The organism is Novosphingobium sp. TK71 (genome assembly GCF_055361505.1).
In genome coordinates, this window is record NZ_CM143962.1 from 2,472,941 (window position 1) to 2,490,401 (window position 17,461).

20 protein-coding genes are annotated in these 17,461 nt (G+C 68.6%); 18 read left to right on the forward strand and 2 right to left on the reverse strand.

Annotation, left to right across the window (positions count from 1 at the left end):
• Positions 1-4: 4 nt before the first annotated feature.
• Entirely contained in the window at positions 5-406 is a 402-nt protein-coding gene (locus ACXJ16_RS11510; protein ID WP_324697861.1) for a DUF1489 family protein, read from the forward strand.
• A 53-nt stretch (positions 407-459) separates the two neighbouring features.
• On the opposite strand, the gene ACXJ16_RS11515 is transcribed toward ACXJ16_RS11510, so the two are convergent.
• Together ACXJ16_RS11515 and ACXJ16_RS11520 are read right to left on the reverse strand one after the other, a co-directional pair.
• Positions 460-1,161, reverse strand: coding sequence for a DUF2490 domain-containing protein (locus tag ACXJ16_RS11515; protein ID WP_324697859.1), 702 nt, complete (start codon positions 1,159-1,161; stop codon positions 460-462).
• Positions 1,162-1,383: 222 nt separating this feature from the next.
• Positions 1,384-2,208 carry a flagellin N-terminal helical domain-containing protein gene (locus ACXJ16_RS11520; protein ID WP_132469857.1) on the reverse strand — a complete coding sequence of 275 codons (825 nt, stop codon included), beginning with the start codon at positions 2,206-2,208 and terminating at the stop codon, positions 1,384-1,386.
• A gap of 256 nt (positions 2,209-2,464) precedes the next feature.
• Here ACXJ16_RS11520 and ACXJ16_RS11525 point away from each other — a divergent pair, with 256 nt between their 5' ends.
• The 17 genes from ACXJ16_RS11525 to fliD all read left to right on the forward strand — a co-directional run bounded on the left by ACXJ16_RS11525 (position 2,465) and on the right by fliD (position 17,460).
• Positions 2,465-3,775, forward strand: a complete 1,311-nt coding sequence (locus ACXJ16_RS11525) for a sigma-54 interaction domain-containing protein (RefSeq protein WP_463920703.1) — start codon at positions 2,465-2,467, stop codon at positions 3,773-3,775.
• Positions 3,772-4,155, forward strand: coding sequence for a flagellar hook-basal body complex protein FliE (gene fliE, locus ACXJ16_RS11530; RefSeq protein ID WP_054436933.1), 384 nt, complete (start codon positions 3,772-3,774; stop codon positions 4,153-4,155). Before ACXJ16_RS11525 ends, fliE begins: the two co-directional genes overlap by 4 nt.
• Positions 4,156-4,161: 6 nt before the next feature.
• Positions 4,162-5,949 (forward strand): flagellar basal-body MS-ring/collar protein FliF, encoded by a 1,788-nt coding sequence (gene fliF, locus ACXJ16_RS11535; RefSeq protein WP_463920704.1) that lies wholly within the window; start codon positions 4,162-4,164, stop codon positions 5,947-5,949.
• A complete protein-coding gene (fliG, locus tag ACXJ16_RS11540; RefSeq protein ID WP_054436931.1) occupies positions 5,949-6,977 on the forward strand; it encodes a flagellar motor switch protein FliG in 1,029 nt (342 codons plus the stop codon). The genes fliF and fliG overlap by 1 nt, the downstream gene beginning before the upstream one ends.
• A complete protein-coding gene (locus ACXJ16_RS11545; protein WP_463920705.1) occupies positions 6,970-7,644 on the forward strand; it encodes a FliH/SctL family protein in 675 nt (224 codons plus the stop codon). Before fliG ends, ACXJ16_RS11545 begins: the two co-directional genes overlap by 8 nt.
• Positions 7,638-8,963: a FliI/YscN family ATPase gene (locus tag ACXJ16_RS11550; RefSeq protein WP_463920706.1), complete on the forward strand. Its 1,326-nt coding sequence runs from the start codon at positions 7,638-7,640 to the stop codon at positions 8,961-8,963. Before ACXJ16_RS11545 ends, ACXJ16_RS11550 begins: the two co-directional genes overlap by 7 nt.
• A gap of 25 nt (positions 8,964-8,988) precedes the next feature.
• Positions 8,989-9,393 (forward strand): hypothetical protein, encoded by a 405-nt coding sequence (locus ACXJ16_RS11555; RefSeq protein ID WP_443478077.1) that lies wholly within the window; start codon positions 8,989-8,991, stop codon positions 9,391-9,393.
• A gap of 8 nt (positions 9,394-9,401) precedes the next feature.
• Entirely contained in the window at positions 9,402-10,865 is a 1,464-nt protein-coding gene (locus ACXJ16_RS11560; RefSeq protein WP_443478076.1) for a hypothetical protein, read from the forward strand.
• A 24-nt stretch (positions 10,866-10,889) separates the two neighbouring features.
• The gene (locus ACXJ16_RS11565; protein ID WP_324697842.1) at positions 10,890-11,477 is read left to right on the forward strand and encodes a flagellar basal body-associated FliL family protein; all 588 of its coding nucleotides are present in this window, start codon (positions 10,890-10,892) and stop codon (positions 11,475-11,477) included.
• A 64-nt stretch (positions 11,478-11,541) separates the two neighbouring features.
• Positions 11,542-12,381, forward strand: coding sequence for a FliM/FliN family flagellar motor switch protein (locus tag ACXJ16_RS11570; protein WP_324697840.1), 840 nt, complete (start codon positions 11,542-11,544; stop codon positions 12,379-12,381).
• A gap of 20 nt (positions 12,382-12,401) precedes the next feature.
• Positions 12,402-12,725 carry a flagellar motor switch protein FliN gene (gene fliN / locus ACXJ16_RS11575; protein WP_054436914.1) on the forward strand — a complete coding sequence of 108 codons (324 nt, stop codon included), beginning with the start codon at positions 12,402-12,404 and terminating at the stop codon, positions 12,723-12,725.
• Complete coding sequence (locus ACXJ16_RS11580) at positions 12,725-13,021, forward strand: FliO/MopB family protein (protein ID WP_324697837.1); 297 nt, start codon at positions 12,725-12,727, stop codon at positions 13,019-13,021. The genes fliN and ACXJ16_RS11580 overlap by 1 nt, the downstream gene beginning before the upstream one ends.
• Positions 13,018-13,791, forward strand: coding sequence for a flagellar type III secretion system pore protein FliP (fliP, locus tag ACXJ16_RS11585; protein ID WP_463920707.1), 774 nt, complete (start codon positions 13,018-13,020; stop codon positions 13,789-13,791). The genes ACXJ16_RS11580 and fliP overlap by 4 nt, the downstream gene beginning before the upstream one ends.
• A gap of 9 nt (positions 13,792-13,800) precedes the next feature.
• Complete coding sequence (locus ACXJ16_RS11590) at positions 13,801-14,091, forward strand: flagellar biosynthetic protein FliQ (protein WP_054436907.1); 291 nt, start codon at positions 13,801-13,803, stop codon at positions 14,089-14,091.
• A complete protein-coding gene (gene fliR / locus ACXJ16_RS11595) occupies positions 14,088-14,870 on the forward strand; it encodes a flagellar biosynthetic protein FliR (protein WP_132469854.1) in 783 nt (260 codons plus the stop codon). Before ACXJ16_RS11590 ends, fliR begins: the two co-directional genes overlap by 4 nt.
• Positions 14,867-16,003 (forward strand): EscU/YscU/HrcU family type III secretion system export apparatus switch protein, encoded by a 1,137-nt coding sequence (locus tag ACXJ16_RS11600; RefSeq protein ID WP_463920708.1) that lies wholly within the window; start codon positions 14,867-14,869, stop codon positions 16,001-16,003. The genes fliR and ACXJ16_RS11600 overlap by 4 nt, the downstream gene beginning before the upstream one ends.
• A 44-nt stretch (positions 16,004-16,047) precedes the next feature.
• The gene (gene fliD, locus ACXJ16_RS11605) at positions 16,048-17,460 is read left to right on the forward strand and encodes a flagellar filament capping protein FliD (protein WP_463920709.1); all 1,413 of its coding nucleotides are present in this window, start codon (positions 16,048-16,050) and stop codon (positions 17,458-17,460) included.
• The last annotated feature ends 1 nt before the right edge of the window (position 17,461 follow it).

Below are 17,461 nucleotides of genomic sequence, written 5' to 3' on the forward strand. Positions count from 1 at the left end.
GCCCATGCCGCTGCACATGACCAAGATCGCCTTTTCCGCCGAGAGCCCGGCGGACTTGCGCGCCTGGCTGGAGAGCCACGAAGCGATCGGTGAAGCCCGCCTGACCACCCGCTACCTGCCCAAGCGGCAGGAAGAGATGGTCGGCGGCTCGCTCTACTGGATCTACGAACATGCGCTGATCGGCCGCTCGCCCATCCTCGGGTTCGAGCAACGCGAGGACGGGCGCTGGCACATCCGCCTCGCCCCCAGCCTGATCCCGGTCGTCACCCAGCCCAAGCGCGCCCATCAGGGGTGGCGCTATCTTGCCGAGGAACAGGCCCCGCGCGACCTTGGCGAGGGCGAGAGCGCCGGCGATGCCATGCCCCCTGCGCTCGCCCGCGAACTGGCCAAGCTGGGACTGGTCTGACAGGGACGGGTGCAAAAGGCCTGTCCCGCGCCAAAGCGGAGCATTCCTGATGTTCAGTGACGGAAGAACAGGGACACCGAGGCGACGTGGTTCACTCGCGTCCGGCCCCGGCTCTGGTCTATCACCTGGTTGAGATAGCCCAGTTCCACGGTCGTCGCCTCCTTCACGCCCAGTTCCACGCCCACGAAGGAGCGGAGCTGATCGAAGCCGCCGCGCGCGCCCCAATCCGTGTCGTTGAGCGCAAGGAAGCCTTCGGCATAGACCAGCGCGTTCACGGCATTGCTTCCGGGCTGCAGCGGCTTTTCGTAACGCAGCATCTCGCGCAGGCGCCAGCCGGTATCGCTGCCGTCCGAACGCCAGCGCTGCTCCAGCCGCGTACGTGAGGTGAGTTCGCCGCCCAGCGGCCTGCCCATGAACCAGTTGAGCTGCTGGAAGCTACGCTCCTCGTTCACGTCCCTGCCGCCGTCCACCGGCACCACGACATGGGCATAGCCCTGATAGAGCGTGACGGAGGGAGAAAGCTTCAGGCCCACCGCCCCGCGCAGCAGGAGCTGGTCCAGCCGCGAGGCTCCATCACCCATGCGCGGCTGAAGCTCGGCGAAGTAGACGACATCGCCCGAGATCGGCCCCATCGCCGTAAGATTGACCCAGACCTGTTCGTCCTCCCGCGTTTCGGCAGCGGCGGCTACCGGCAGGAACGAGGCGAAAGCCATGGCGAAACGGCTGGCGAGGCGGATGGGGGAAGCGCGGCGCATGAAATGTCCAGATCGAGGAAGCGGGTCATGCTCCTCTATGAACCGTCCGTTGCCCGGTCGTGTCCTGCCTGTATTCGCTCGTGGCCGCGCGTTCTTCGGCCACCCCCCGATGCTGGCATACGAACGGCATGCCGACACGCGAACGGGCCCGGCGCTCTGGGGACTGGCGCCGGGCCCGCGCGGCCGGTCACGCAGGACCGGCCGCCAGTCGATGAGCTTCGCTTAGCGGAGCAGCGACAGCACGTTCTGCTGGCTCTGGTTGGCCTGCGCGATCATCGCCGTGGACGCCTGGCTCAGGATCTGGGCCTTGGCCATCTGCGTGGTCTCGCTCGAATAGTCGGCATCCTCGATCCGCGAACGCGCGTCCGACAGGTTGGTCACGTTGTTGGTGAGGTTGTTCACCGCCGATTCCAGTCGGTTCTGGCCGGCGCCGAGCGAAGCGCGGGTCTTGTTCACATCCGCCAGCGCGAGATCGACGCTGTCGATGGTGTCCGAAGCGGCCGAGGCCGAGGAGACGTCGAGCGCAGAAGCGTCGATATTGGTGCCGTCGATCGCCGAGGAGGTCAGCGTGATCGTCTCGCCCGAATTTGCGCCGGTCTGGATGTCGAAGGTCACGTCGCTGCCCGAAGTGGTCGAGAACAGCGTGTTGCCGTTGAAGGTCGTATCCGAGAGGATATCGTCGATCTGGCTGGTCAGCGCCGTCACTTCCGACTGCATCGCCGTGCGATCCGAATCCTGGTACGTGCCCGAGGCCGACTGGATCGCCAGTTCGCGAACGCGCTGGAGCATGTTGGAAACTTCCGAAAGCGCACCTTCCGCCGTCTGGGCGAGCGAGATGCCGTCATTGGCATTGCGGATGCCCTGGCTCATGCCGCGGACCTGCGCGGTCATCGAAGTGGAGATGGCAAGGCCGGCGGCGTCGTCCTTGGCGGAATTGATGCGCTTGCCGGTCGACAGGCGCTCCATGGCGGTGCCGAGCATCTTGTTGGCGGAATTCGACGCATTGGCGGCGCGAATCGCGCTGATGTTGGTGTTGATGACGGACATGTATTGGCTCCCGTTGAGTGTCTCGAGGTGGAAACAGCGTCTGCCGGCCCATCCGGTGCGGCTGTCGGGGCTAAGACCGGCAACGGGACGGCGAATTTAAGCCCGCCTGCGGCACGCTTCATCCCCGAAACCCCCGGACTTCCGCGAAAATTCACTTTCACTAAGGGTCGCTACGGGGCCTTAAATTTCCCAAAGATTCGCCGTTAGGCACGCATATCGAACCCCGGAACTTGTTAATTCCACGGGGACGCGAGACATGGTCGAACCGGTTTTCGACACGGAATTTAATCGCCGGCACGGTCCGCTCGCTCACCGGGCAGTGGCTATTGCCGGATCTTTGCTCGACTGTTCGGCGATCGAACTTCGGGACGGTGCGGACGCATCCATCGGCACGATTTCGGCCATGCCGACTTCGCGCAAGGTGCGGCTGTCGCGCGGCGCCGTGCCGGCGCTCTCACGCGAAGGCGGATCCAACATCGCGCTGACTTACGCCGATCCCGTGAGCGAGGCATCGCTCGCCATGCTGCTCGCCGCCATGGCTGCGCCTGACGAGCCGATCGCCGCCGATCCCGAGAGCATCTCGGTTTTCGCTCTGGCGGACCGTCTGGCGAACAGCGACATTCCCGTGCTCGTCAACGGGCCGACCGGCACCGGCAAGGAAGTGCTCAGCCGTTTCATCCACAACCGCAGCCCGCGCCGCAGCGGCCCGTTCATCGCGGTGAACTGCGCCGCCATGCCCGAAACCATGCTGGAGGCCATGCTGTTCGGCCACCAGAAGGGCGCCTTCACCGGCGCCACCCAGTCGAGCGAGGGCTTCATGCGCGCCGCGGACGGCGGCACCCTGCTGCTGGACGAGATCGCCGAACTGCCGCTTTCCCTCCAGGCCAAGCTGCTGCGCGCCTTGCAGGAACAGGAAGTGGTGCCGATCGGCTCGACACGCCCGATCAAGGTGGACATTCGCGTGATCGCCTGCGCCAACCGCGACCTGCCGACCGAAGTGGCCGAAGGCCGCTTTCGCGCCGACCTCTATTACCGCCTCAACGTCTTCCCGCTCACCCTGCGCCCCTTGCGCGAGCGGGCGGACGATATCGCCCCGCTCGCCTTCGGCATGACCCTGCGCCATGCGCCCGATCCGGCACGCGTGCCCTGCCTGAACGATGCCGCACTGGCCCTGCTGCGGCTTCACCCCTGGCCGGGCAACGTGCGCGAACTGGAGAACGTCATGCGCCGCGCCCTGTTGCTGGCACATGGCAAGGGCACGATCACGCCCGCGCACATCGTGTTCGACAGCCCGGCGCGCCTGCTTCCCTTCGCGGCAGGCGGCGGAACCGGCCTTGGCGCAATGCCGGGCGACGGCCCCGAAAGCGACGGCGGCCGCAAGCTGTCGAGCATCGTCCAGAACTCCGAGGCCCGCGCCATCGCCGAAACCCTTGAAGCCTGCGGCGGCAACCGCGTGCGCGCGGCGCGCGAGCTGGGCATTTCCGAGCGGACCCTGCGCTATCGCCTCGCTTCCCTGCGCGAAGCCGGCATCGAGATCGGCCGCAGCGCGGTGGGAGGCATCCGGTGAGCGCCATCCCCGCCCTTTCCGCCAACGCGGGCGGTATCCAGCAGATCATGGCCATGCGCCAGCAGATCATCCAGCGCAGCGACCTGCTCCAGCAGATTCACGCCGCCCAGGGCGCGGCGCCCACCGCGGTCGGCTCTGCCGGGACGACGGCGGCTCCGGCGCAGGGGTTCGCCGATACGCTGAAGTCCGCGCTCGACGGTGTGAACGCGGTCCAGTCCCGCGCCGACGGCGTGACCGAAGCCTACCAGAAGGGCGAAGTCACCGATGTCGCCAAGGTCATGCTCGCACGGCAGGAGGCCGGCGTCGCCTTCGAAGCGACCATGCAGGTGCGCAACAAGCTGCTGTCCGCCTACCAGGACATCATGCGGATGGGAGTCTGATCCAGCATGGCCGACCTCGTCCCCGCGGCCGCCGATGGCGGCGCCCGGCTTCCCGCCACCACCTCCATGTTCGCGCCATTCACCGATCGTTCCGGCGGCTCGGTGCTGACGCGCCTCGGCACATTCACCGCGCAACCGGCGGTGAAGAAGATGCTGCCTGCCTTCATCGGGCTTGCCGCCGTGGGCGGGGCGCTGCTGGCGTGGACCATGCTGGCCCCGTCATCGCAGCGCGTGCTCTACGCTCAGCTCGGCGATGCCGACCGCGCCGGTGTCGCCGCGGCGCTGGACCAGGCGGGGATCGACTACCGGATAGACAACCGGACCGGCGCTCTCACCGTGGGCGAAGGCGATTTCTACAAGGCGCGGATGCTCGTGGCCTCCGACGGCGCACTGGCTACGCCCGAGAGCGGCGACCAGATGCTCGACAAGCTGCCGATGGGCGCCAGCCGCACGCTGGAAGGCGAGCGCCTGCGTTCCGCCCGCGAGCATGACCTGCAACTGACCATCGGCGAGATCGACGGCGTGGAATCCGTGCGCGTCCACGTTGCCGAGGGCGAGAAGTCCGTGTTCGTGCGTGACAACGTGCCGCCCACCGCCTCGGTGATGGTGCGGCTGAAGGCCGGGCGCCAGCTTTCCGAGAGCCAGGTCTCCGCCATCGTCAACCTCGTCGCCGGCTCGGTGCCGGGCCTTTCCCCCGATGCGGTGAAAGTGGTGGACCAGCACGGCCAGCTCCTCTCGCAGGGGGGCGGCGCGCAGTCCGACCGGCTCGACCTGCAATCGCGCATGGAGGCGAAGATCCGCGAGCAGGTCTCTCAGTTGCTCAGCCCCGTGCTCGGCGCCGACAACTTCACCACCGAGGCGCAAGTGGCGCTCGACATGGACGAGGTGACCTCGGCCCGCGAAAGCTACGACAAGGACGGCGTGGTCCGCACCGAGACTCAGGAACAGTCGCAATCGACCGGTACGGCGCCGGCTGCCGGGGTGCCCGGCGTGCTGTCCAACACGCCGCCCCCCGCAACCCAGACCCGCCCCGGCCCGCCGCAGGGCACGCAGCCCGCACCCGCCGCCACGCCGCCCAGCAACGGCGAATCCTCCTCCAGCCGCACTTACGAACTGGGCCGCCAGGTCTCGGTCGCCAATACCCGGCCTGGCGGGGTCCGGCGGATTTCCGTGGCGGTGGCCATCAAGGCGGACGCCATGAAAGGCGCGCGCGCGCAGGAGGCGCAGGACATCCAGTCGCTGGTGAGCGCGGCCGTGGGCGCCGATCCGCAGCGCGGCGATCAGGTCAAGGTCGTCGTGCGGCGGTTCGAGCCGGAAAGCGGCGAGACCCTGCCCTTCTACGAGGCCCCGTGGTTCGCCATGGTCGTGCGCAACGGCGCCGCATTGCTGGCGGTGCTGATGGTCCTGCTGCTTGGCGTTCGTCCGCTGATCGCGGCGATGCGCGGTGAAAAGGCCCCGCCGAAGGGACGGAAGCGGCGCAAGTCCGGCGCCGCCGCCGACGAGGAAGACCGGGACGATGCCGTCCAGCTCGCCCTCGAACGTGCGCTGGAGCGTCCGCTGGACGCCGTGCCGCTCGCCGGGGCCCTGCCGCACCGCCCGGAAATCCCCGGCGCCGACGGGCTCGACATCGACTTGCGCCGGGCCGACCTGCTTTCCCGCCAGGTCAACCTCGCCCAGCGCCTCGTTTCCGAAAAGCCCGACAGCGCGGTGGCGGCGCTGCGCCAGATGATCAACGAGCCCGCCCCTGACGGCCAACCGGGACCGGAAGCATCCGGGCGGGCGAAAGCGGCCTGATGAGCGAACCTCCAACCCCGCCCCCCGCCACGTCAGACCTGCCCGCCGCCGACAATGCCGCGATCATGATGATGCTGCTCGACGAGGACCAGACAAGCCGCATCCTCTCCGAACTCGAACCGGAAGAATTGCGCCGTCTTGGCGAGAAGATGTGCGCGCTCGGCGAGATCGGGCCGGACGTGATCGCGGAGGCCATCGCCGGATTCGTCTCCCGGACCGAGGCGCTCGGCCTCGTCGCGCATGACCGGGTGGGGCAAGTGCGCGGCATGTTCGCCAGAGCTGTGGGCGAGGTGAAGGCGGACAACATGATGCGCCGCATCCTGCCCGGCGCCGCGCCGCATTCGACCCTCGAACTCGCACGCTGGCTCACGCCTGAATCGCTGGTTCCGCTGGTGCGCGGCGAACATCCGCAGGCCATCGCCGTGCTGCTGGTGCAGCTCGATCCCGAAGTGGCCGCCGCCGTGCTTCATGCCCTGCCCGCCGAATCCCAGCCCGAGATCGTCCACCGCATCGCCACGCTCGGCCCGGTTTCGCCGCAGGCCATCATGATGCTGGAGGAACTGCTTGCCCGCCGCATCACCGAATGCCACGGCCAGCGCCCGCTCACCATCGGCGGCGCGCGCGAGGCCGCCGAGATCATCAACGGTGTCGGCAAGGTCGTGGAAAAGCGCGTGCTGGGCGAACTGACCCGCCGCGACAAGCTGCTGGCCCGGCGCATCGAGGACGAGATGTTCAAGTTCGAGCATCTCTTCGTGCTTGATCCCAAGTCCATGGGCACGCTGCTGCGCGACGTGCCCAACGATTCGCTGATCGATGCATTGAAAGGCGTGAGCGAGGACGAGCGCGAGCACTTCTTCCGCGCCATGTCGAGCCGCGCCGCGGACGGCGTGAAGGACGAGATCGTCGCGCGGGGGCGGACACGCCTGGCGGACGTGGTTGCCGCGCAGAAGGAGATCGTGGCCATCGCCCGCCGCCTTGCCGCGGATGGTGCGATCGCTTTCGGGTCGGGAGACGACGACTATGTCTGACCTCGCCTTCTCCCGCCGGACCGAACCGGGCCGGGCCTCCGCAAGGCTGCTCGATACGCTGGCCCGGCCGCCTCGCCATCAGGTTCCCGGAATCCAGCCCGAAGGTTTCAAGGCGGATGCCCGCTTCGGCAGCAAGGCGCAGGCCCCTGCCCCGCACGAACCGGATCCGGCCGCTGCCGCCCCGGAGAGCGAAAGCGGCGACCCCGTTGCGGAGGCCTTCAGCCATGGCTTCGCGGTGGGCCACGAACAGGCCTCGCACGAAGCCCGGCTTCGTGCCGAAACCGACGACGCCGCGCGGGAAAAGCTCTCTCTCGCATTCGCGCGTCTCGACGAGGTGCTGGAGGAGGAACTGCGCCTGCGCCTGCGAGACACGGTGTCCGCCCTGTGCGAATCCGCCATCGCGCCGCTGGCGATCGATCCCGATGCCCTCCTGCGCAGGGTGAGCGTGGCGGTTTCCATGCTGACCCGCGCCGAGGACGAGCGGCTCGTCCGGCTCCACCCCGAAGACCTCAGGCTTGTCTCCTCCCGCCTTTCGGCCGAATGGCAGGTCCAGCCCGATACCACGCTCGAACGCGGAACCGTTCGTGTCGAAACGGCGACCGGCGGCGTCGAGGACGGCCCCGCCAACTGGCGCCGCGCCATCGCCGAGGCGCTTCACCGGTGCTGAAACTCTGGGAACCGATCCTCGCCGATCTCGCAGCGGAACCGCTGGACCTAGCACCCCGTCGCTTCGGCCTTGTCGCCGCCTGCGACGGCGGGCTTCTGGAAGTGAGCGGCCTTTCCGTACCGGTGGGGGCGATGTGCCGCGTCTCCCACGCGCCGGGCAAGTCGCTCGCCGCCGAAGTGATCGGCTTCCGCAACGGGCGGACGATGATGATGCTGCTCGGCGACATGATCCTGCTGCGCCCCGGCGCGCGGGTCTGGGCGGAAGGGCGGCCCGGACTGCTCCCGGTGGGGGAATCCTTCCTCGGCCGCGCGGTGGATGGCGAAGGGTTGCCGATCGACGGCGGCTTTCCGATCCACAGCCGCCTGGAATGGCCGTCCGGCGGCGTGCGCACCTCCGCGCTCGACCGCAGCCCGGTGCGCCTGCCTTTCGACACCGGCGTGCGCGCGCTCAATGCGCTCACCACATTCGGCGTCGGCCAGCGTATCGGCGTGATGGCGGGCTCCGGCGTCGGGAAATCGGTGCTGATCGACATGATCGCGCGCGGCGCATCGGCCGAAGTCGTGGTGGTCGGCCTGATCGGCGAACGCGCGCGCGAGGTCTCGGATTTCGTGGAACGGCACATGCAGGCGGAGAAGAAGGACAAGACCATCGTCGTCGCCGTGCCCGCCGACCATGCCCCCAACCTGCGCCTGCGCGGCGCGATGCTGGCAACCGCGATGGCGGAGCATTCCCGTGCGCGCGGACGGCGGGTGCTGCTCATCATGGACAGCCTCACCCGCGTCGCCCATGCCGCGCGCGAGATCGGCCTGTTGCTCGGCGAACCGGGCGCGGCACGCGGCTATCCGCCCTCGGCGCTGGCCACGATCACCAAGCTGGTGGAGCGCGCGGGCAATTCCGCCGCATCGGGCGGCTCAGTGACGGGGCTCTACACCGTGCTGGCCGATGGCGACAATCAGGACGATCCGGTGGTCGACACCGCACGCTCGATCCTCGACGGGCACATCGTGCTTTCGCGCGATCTTGCCCAGCGCGGGCAATATCCCGCCGTGGACATCGCCGCCTCGCTCAGCCGCGTGATGAACGACATCGTTCCCGCCGGGCACCAGCAGCTTGCCCGCCAGTTCCGCGCGCTCATCGCCGGATACGAGGCCAACCGCGACCTCGTACTGATGGGCGCCTATCGCGCCGGAGCCGATCCGCAGCTCGACCGCGCCATCGCCATGCACGACCGGCTGACGGACTTCCTCAGCCAGCCGCAGGGCGAGATCGTCGATCTTGCCGCCAGCGCCGACGCGCTGGCCGTCTTGCTCGGTACCTGATCCGGTGCAGGAAGAGCGCAAGCGATTGCTTCGGCTGCGCAGGCTCGAAAGAATCCGCGCCATCGCCAGGCAGTCTGCCGCGATCGAGGCGGCGCATGCGGAAAGCACGCTGTCGAAACTGCGCGACCTTGCCGACCGCACCCGGCAGATGGCGAACGATTACGGCAGCCGCCGCGAAATGGCGGACGGCGCGGCCCTGCATCAGGTCGGGCGCTTCGTCAGCGGCTTGCAGGCGATCTCGCGCTCCACTGACGGCGACGCCCTGCGCGCCCGGTCTATCGCCGATGCCAAGCAACAGCTTCTTGCCGAGGCCGAACGCCGCCGCGCCGCCATCGAGGAACGCGCCGCCCTGCAGGAACGCACGATCGCCAAGGGCGGAGAGACTCCCGTTCTGGCCGGCCGGAAGGCGACTGGCACGGGTCTTGAATAGAGATGTTCATGCTCGACACGAGGACCCCGCAACGCATGATCCAGTTCTCCGCCCCGGCCCCTGCAGCCGCCCCGGCATCGCCATCCACGGTGGCACCGGGAGCGGCCGGAGCCCTGGCAAAGGCTCCTGAAAACCGCCAGTTCTCCGAGGTTCTCGGGGCGACCGAAGATGCCGCCGCGCCTGCCGGGGCGGACGTGCCGGACCTCGCCCTCGCGGCCGCCGCAGACGGCAAGATCGGCAAGCGACCCGGCAAGATCCTGCCGGAAGCGATGGAGCCCGCCTCCGCCCTTCCGGATCCGGCCGAAGCACCGGCAAGCGACATGCCCGAACCGCTGGCCGCGCCGCTTCCGGACACAGGCGGAGCCGCCGCTGCCATGCTTCCCGTCATCCTCCCGATCGCAGCTTTCACGGCTGCCGCGATCCCCGCGATCCCCATCACGGCGAGCAGGACGCCCAAGGACGGTGCCGCGCCGATTGCGCCGCAGCATCCCGCGGCATCGGCCATGGTTCCGGCAGCGGCACAGCCCGCACCTGCTGCCGCGAAGGGACTGGCCGCCGCCCTATCCACGCCAGCCGCCGACGCCGCGCAGTTCCGGCTGATCGCCATCACGGCAGGCGAGGCCGACAGCGGCGATGCTCCGCCGCCGGCGCAGCCTTTCCCGGTCAGCACCACGCTGCTCGGCCGGGTGCAGGGACAGGCGCCGAAGATCGCGAGCCCTGTGCCGCCCGCCGCCGCCGTGACCGAGGCGCCCACCTCGCCCTCCGCTGCGATGCCCGGTCCCGCGAACGCCATCGCTTCGGCGACCGATCCCGAACCGCCTCTTGCTTCCTCAACCCGGCAACCTGCCGAAGCGGACATGGAATCGGCGGTGGAAGTGCCGAAAACCGGGGCGACCTCGCTTTCTCGGGAGCAGTTTCCGGCACCGCTCGCAATCACCGTCACTGGCACCGGCACCGTTCCTTCCGCCGATACCGGCAGTCCGCGCACCGCCTCCGCCGCCCCTGTCGCGGAAGGTCCGCAGGACTTCGCCGCGCTCGTCGGCAGACTGGCGCAAGCGCGCGAGGCCGCCGATCCACAGCGTGTCCGCGCCGCGCTCAGCCATGCGCAGTTCGGCGCGGTATCGCTGGAATTCCGGCACGAGGATCGCGGGCTGTCGGTGACCATGGCAAGCGCCTCGGCGGGCTTCACCGGCTCGGTTCAGGCCGCCGTCGCGGCAACCCTTGCGAGCGGGCAGACCGGCGACCCGCCACGCGACACCGGACAGCAGACAGCCCAGAACGCCCCGCAAAACCCGGCATTTGCAGGCGGTTCCGGCGGACAGACCCCGGACCAGCGCCAACAGGCTTCGGCCGCCGATGCCCGCGCGGGGCAGGAGCAGTCCCGCAGGCATGGCGCTCACCACGAACAGCGGCCGGGCGAAGCGCCGGAACAGCGGAGCGACGATGGCGGACGCGGCGGAATTTATGCCTGATCCGGCCGAACGGGGGGATAACGCGTGAACGAGAAGGCAGCACAGGACGCGCCGGCCGCGAAGAAGGGCAAGCTTGGGCTCATTCTCGTGGCGCTCGCCATGCTGGTGGTGGGGGGAGGCGGGGTTCTCGCGCTTGTGATGTCCGGCATAATCGGCGGAAATCATGCGGAAAATCGCGAGGACAACCAGCCCAAGCTGATCCGCAAGGGCGAGGATGACCCCTATATGCCCAAGGCCGAGGGCGAGGGAGAAGGCGCCGCCGTGCCCGAAGTGGAAGGCGATGGCGGCGATCCCTATCGCACCGCCTACTTCACGTTTTCCGACGATTTCACCTCGAATCTCAAGGATTCGGATGCGCTCGTGCAGCTCAGCCTGGCCTGCTCGACCCGGCGTGACGGGCGCGTGCTGATGTGGCTCAAGAAGCATGAACTGGCGATCCGATCCGCCCTGCTGGAGATCCTCGCCGATACGCCCGAGGATGACGTCTACACCCTCCCCGGCAAGGACCGGCTGGAGAAACGGATGACGGCCGCCATAAACAACGTATTGATTCAAAAGGAAGGTTTTGGCGGCATCGACGGCGTCTACTTCCGCACCTTCATCATCCAGTGAGGGCGCGGTGACAGGGGGCAGAACGACACCTAAACGCACCACAGCGCGGCACAGCGGCGAGCTGGTGGCATCCGGCCCGGCGCTGGCCGAACTGGTGCCCGCGCTGGTCCTGATCGGCGAGCGTCTCACCCGCGCACTGGCCATCGGCCTGGCCAGGCTGTCAGGCACCGATGCGCCTATCGTGCGCGCGGGGATGCCGATGGACGCCACGCTTTCCTCCCTCCAGGGCGAGATCGAGGGGCTGGCCGCGCATACGCTGATGGTGCTCGGCCCCGCCGCGCTTCCGCTGCTGGCGACGTTCGAGGCCGCCCCGGTATTCCGCCTCGTCGACCGGGCTTTCGGCGGCCCCGGCGAAGTGCCCGCGCCGCTGCCCGAGAGTTTTCCGCTGTCCGCCGAACTGCTGCTCGCCCATATCGAAAGCTGCGTGGCCGAGGCGCTGACTTTTGCCTTCGGGGCTCGGGACGATCACCGCGTGCGCCCGCTGCGCCGCGACACCAGCCTGCGCCAGCTCGATCCCTTCGCGCCCGGCGCCGACCTGCTCACCCTTTCGCTCGATATCGAGGAGCCGGAAATGCCGCCCTGGTCGCTGCTGCTCGCCATTCCCGTGGCGACGCTGGCGGAAGCGGTGGCGGCGCCGCGCAGGGAGGCGAAAGGCGGGCCGCGCCGCTTCGCCGCGCCCGAGCCGACCGACGAACCCTTCGCCTCGATGCCGCTGGAAGTGACCGCGGTGCTGGTCGACATGCGCCTCTCCATGGCCCGTCTTTCCGCGCTGCGCACCGGCGACGTGCTGCCGGTGGCGGTGGCGCGCAGCGTCCCCCTGCAAGTCGGCGGCCGCACCCTTGCCAGCGGCACCATCGGCGAACTCGACGACCGCGTCGCGGTCCAGATCACGCACGCGTTCTGACAGAAGGACATCCCAGCCCGATGAACATCCATCCCCGCGGCCTCGACTTCCTGCGCGATGTCGACGTGCGCCTGACCGTGGAACTGGGCCGCACCCAGATGAAGCTGAAGGACGTGCTCGCGCTCGGCCCGGAAAGCGTCGTCGTGCTTGACCGGCTGACCGACGAACTGCTCGACGTGCTGGTCAACGGCAAGCCCATCGCGCGCGGCGAGGTGGTTTCGCACAACGGCCGCTTCGGTCTCAGGATCGTCGAGATCGTCGGGCAGGAAGCGGAAGCGGGGGGCGGGGCGGCTGACGACGCGCTTTCCCCCGCCCTGCCCGATGGCGAGGAAGGCCAGTCCTGATGCTCTGGTATGTGCTCAAGCTGATCGTGCTGCTGCCGCTGATCGGCCTGCTGGCATGGGGCTGCCTGCTGCTGGCGCGGCGGATGCAGGAACGCGCCGGGCTGAACGCGGGCACCCGTTCGCTGCGCGTGGTGGAAACCATGATGCTTTCGCCCACCCAGCGCCTTGCCGTGATCGCCTTCCACGACCGCGAGATCCTCGTCGCCGCGACCCGACACGGCCTGACCCGCCTTGCCGAAGCGCCCGCGCGCCCGGATTTCGATGCGCTCATGGCCGCAAGGACGCCCGAGCCATGAAGCGCGCGCCCGCTTCCTGCCTCCTCTTCGCGTTCGCCCTGCCCGCCGCGCTGATACCCACGGCGAGCCGCGCGCAGGCCGCGATCCCCGGCGCGCTCGACCGGGCGCTGGGCTCGCTCGGCGGCAGCGGCGCCGGCGGTCCGGGTCTCAGCATGTCGCTGCAGCTCCTGCTGGTCATGGGGCTGCTGACGATCCTGCCCAGCCTGATCCTGATGATGACCAGCTTCACGCGCATCCTGGTGGTGCTGGCGATCCTGCGGCAGGCGCTCGGGCTCCAGCAGTCTCCGCCCAACCAGGTGCTGATCGGGCTGGCGCTGTTCCTCTCGCTTTTCGTGATGGCGCCCACGCTCGAACGGGTGAACGCCAATGCGGTGGCGCCCTATGCGGCGGGCCGCATCAATGCCGAGCAGGGAATTTCGGCCGGCGGGCGCGAATTCCACGCCTTCATGATCCGCCAGACCCGCGAACGCGACCTTACGATGTTCGCGAACATGGCCAATGCCCCTCCGTTCACGAACACCGTGGACGTGCCCTTCTCGATCCTGCTGCCCGCCTTCGTGACGAGCGAGCTGAAGACCGCGTTCCAGATCGGCTTCATGCTGTTCCTGCCGTTTCTCGTGATCGACCTGGTGGTGTCCTCGGTGCTGATGAGCCTGGGCATGATGATGATGAGCCCGATGGTGGTCTCGCTGCCGTTCAAGCTGCTGCTGTTCGTCATGGTGGACGGCTGGGCCCTGCTGATGGGCTCGCTGGCGGCGAGCTTCGGCTAGGTTTCGCCCGTGGAGGACATCACCGCCCTGCTTGCGCTGGCCGACCGGATGCTCTGGGTGACCGCGCTCGTCGCCGCGCCGGTGCTGATCGCCTCGCTTGCGGTGGGCCTTGCGGTCGGCGTGGTGCAGGCGGCGACATCCGTGAACGAGCAGACGCTGACTTTCGTGCCCAAGCTGGCGATTACCGCCGTGGTGCTGGTGATCTTCGGCGGATCGATGATGACGCTGGTGGGCGAGTTCGCACAGGAAGTCTTCGCCCAGATCGCCCGCACCGGGCAGGCCGAGCAGGTGGCGCGGTGATCCAGCTCGATTTCGGCTTCGGCGCGCTGGAGGCCGAATTCTGGCGGCTCGTCTTCGTGATGACGCGGATCGGCGCGGCGCTGGTTGCCGCGCCGCTGTTCGGTATCGCCGGGGTGCCGCCGCAAGTGCGGGTGATCGGCGCCGGGGCCATTGCCGTGCTGGTCTGCGCCTGGACCCCGGTGATGCCGCCGCCGGTGCTGCTTTCGGTGGCGGGGATGCTTGCCGTCATGGGGGAGATCCTGGTCGGGCTCTCGCTCGGCTTCGTGCTGCAACTGTCCTTCGCCGCACCGATCCTTGCCGCCGAGCTGATCGGCGGTTCGATGGGCATGAACGTGGCCACCGCCGTCGATCCCAATTCCGGTGCGCAGTCGCCCGCGCTGGGGCAATATTTCGCCGTCGTGCTCTCGCTGGTGTTCCTTGCGCTGGGCGCCCACCTGCAATGGTTCGCGCTGATCGTGGACAGCTACCGCGCGCTGCCGCCGGGCCAGACCTGGCTGGGCGCCGCCCGTTTCGCGCTGATCGGCCGGTTCGCCGCGCACATGTTCGCCACCGCCGTGACCATCGCCCTGCCCGCCTGCCTGATCCTGCTGGTGGTGCAGATCGTGACCGGGGTTCTCGGCCGCTCGGCCCCCTCGCTCAACCTGTTCTCGCTCGGGCTTCCGGCCGGCGTGCTGGGCGGGATCGCCGCGCTGCTGGTGGGCGCGCCGGTGCTGACGGACCTCGTGGTCCGCCTTTCGGCCGATGCCATCGCGCAGACCGCGCAGCTGCTTGCACCATGAGCGAGCAGGAAGGCGAAAAGAGCTTCGCCCCTTCGGAAAAGCGCAAGCGCGAGGCGGCGAAACAGGGCGATGTCATCCGTTCCCGCGAACTGGCGACCGCCGCCTCCGTGGCGATCGGCGCGGTCTGGCTCATGGTGGCGGGGCCGTGGATACTGGACCTGCTGACAGGCGTGCTGCGTGCCGGCTTCACGTGGAACAAGGCCGCGCTTGACGACTTCACCCCCGGCCGGTTCCTGCTGGGCGCGCTTGCCGCGATGCTGCCGCCGATCCTCGTGCTGGGCGCGGCGGTGATCCTCGCCTCGCTCGGCTCGCAGCTCGGCTTCGGCGAGGGGCGCTGGCTGGGCGGCAACCTCGCGCCCAAGGGCTCGCGCATAAACCCGATGTCCGGCCTCAAGCGCATGTTCGGGCCGACCGGGCTGATCGAGATGGCCAAGGGAATCGCCAAAGTCGCCCTGCTGGGCACGATCGCCTGGACATGGGCGGACGCGCGGCTGGAAACTTTCGCGCGGCTGGGGCGCGGCAACCTGTTCGGGGAACTGGCCTATGCCTGGGACGCGCTGGTCCAGTTGCTGCTCTGGCTTTCGGCCGGCCTTTTCGTGATCGCCCTGGTGGACCTGCCGGTGCAACTCGTGCGGCGAATGCTGCGCCTGAAGATGACGCTTCAGGAAGTGCGCGATGAAGCCAAGGAAAGCGAAGGCTCGCCCGAGAAGAAAGGCGCGATCCGCGAACGCCAGCGCAAGATCGCCATGGGCGGGCTGGTGCCGGCGATGAAGGAGGCGCAGTTCATCGTCACCAACCCTTCGCATTTCGCGGTGGCGCTTGCCTACGATCCGGCGAAGGCGCCCGCGCCCGTCGTCATCGCCAAGGGCCGCGACGAGCGGGCGCTGGCCATGCGCGAAATGGCGCCCGAATTTGCCGTGCCCGTGCTCAGCTACCCGGCGCTTGCCCGCTCGGTCTACTTCACCACGCGCGAGAAGCAGATGATCCGCGAGGACCACTATGTCGCCGTCGCCGCGATCCTGGCCTTCGTGCTGGCGGTGAAGCGGGGCGAGCACCGCCATGCGCCGGACGTCTCGGTGCCGGTGACGGTGCGCTTCGATGCCGAAGGGCGGCTCGATCCGAAGCAGGACTGAAAAATATTCCTTAACAAATTTCCAGGGCCGCCGTTCTCCCACCCATGGCTACGACCACCTCCACTTCGCTGACCACGTCCTCGCTGGTGACCGCGCTCGGCGGCGGCAGCGGCGTGGACATGGCGGCGCTGGCGAACAACCTCGCCGCGGCCCAGTTCGCCAATCGCAGCGACCGGCTGACGGCGCGGTCCGACAAGCTGACCACGCAGATCTCCACCGCATCGAACATCAAGTCGATGATGCTCTCGCTCAGCACGTCGCTGGGCACGCTGGTGCGCTCGGGAGACCTTTCGCGCAGCCCTACCGTCGCCAACAGCGCCGTCGCCGCGGGCACGCTGACCGGCAGCGCGATCCCCAGGGGCACCTACTCGCTCGAAGTGACCCAGCTTGCGAGCGGGCAGCAACTGGCCGGCAAGGCTTTCGCGGCATCGACCGCGGCAGTGGGCGCCGGCACGCTGACCTTGCGCTTCGGCACCGTGGCCGGCGGCGGCTTCACCGCGGATACCGCCCATGTCGCCGTGGACGTGACGATCGCGGCCGGGGCGACGCTGGCGGACGTGGCCAAGGCGATCAATGCCGCGAATTCCGGCGTCAGCGCCTATGTCGCCCAGACCGTGGACGGCGCCCAGCTTGTGCTCAAGGGACAGGAAGGCGCGGCCAACGGCTTCGTGCTGGAGACGACCTCCGGCCTTTCCGACCTGGCCTGGAACCCCTCTTCCACCAACGGCCAGCTTCTGGCGAGCGCCAAGGATGCCGCCTTCAAGATCGACGGGCTGCAGATGACGGCGAAGTCCAACACCGTGTCCGACGCCATCCCCGGCGTGAAACTGCAATTGAAGGCCGCCAATATCGGCGCGCCCACCACGGTCAGTTTCGCCGACCCGACCACTTCCATCGCCGGCGCCATGCAGGACCTGACCGATGCGCTGAACGAGGTGATGTCGGCGCTGAACACGGCCACCGCGATCGGCGGCGACCTTGCGGCGGACAGCGGCGCGCGGGCGCTCAAACGCGCGCTCTCGGGCTTTGCGGGGACGACGATCATGCCGAACGCCACCGGCATGGCGAAGACGCTGGCGGACCTGGGCCTCAAGACCCAGCGCGACGGCACTTTCGCGCTCGACACCGACCGCCTGAACGCCACCATCGCCGCCGATCCCGAAGGCGTGGCGGCGATGTTCACCAACGGGCTCTACGGGGTCTACGCCAGCTACGACAAGATCTACCGCGCCGCCAGCTCCGCCACCGACGGCGGTTCGCTGGGCGGCTCGATCAGCCGCTATACCAAGCAGCTCACCCAGATCGCCGAGGACAAGACCGACCTTGCCGAGCAGCAGGAAAAGCTGCGCGCCCGGCTCGCCACGCAGTTCACCGTCTCCGAAACGCGCATCGGCGTATCGAAATCGACGCTGACGATGCTGCAGAACCAGATCGCCCAGTGGAACAAGAGCAGCTGAA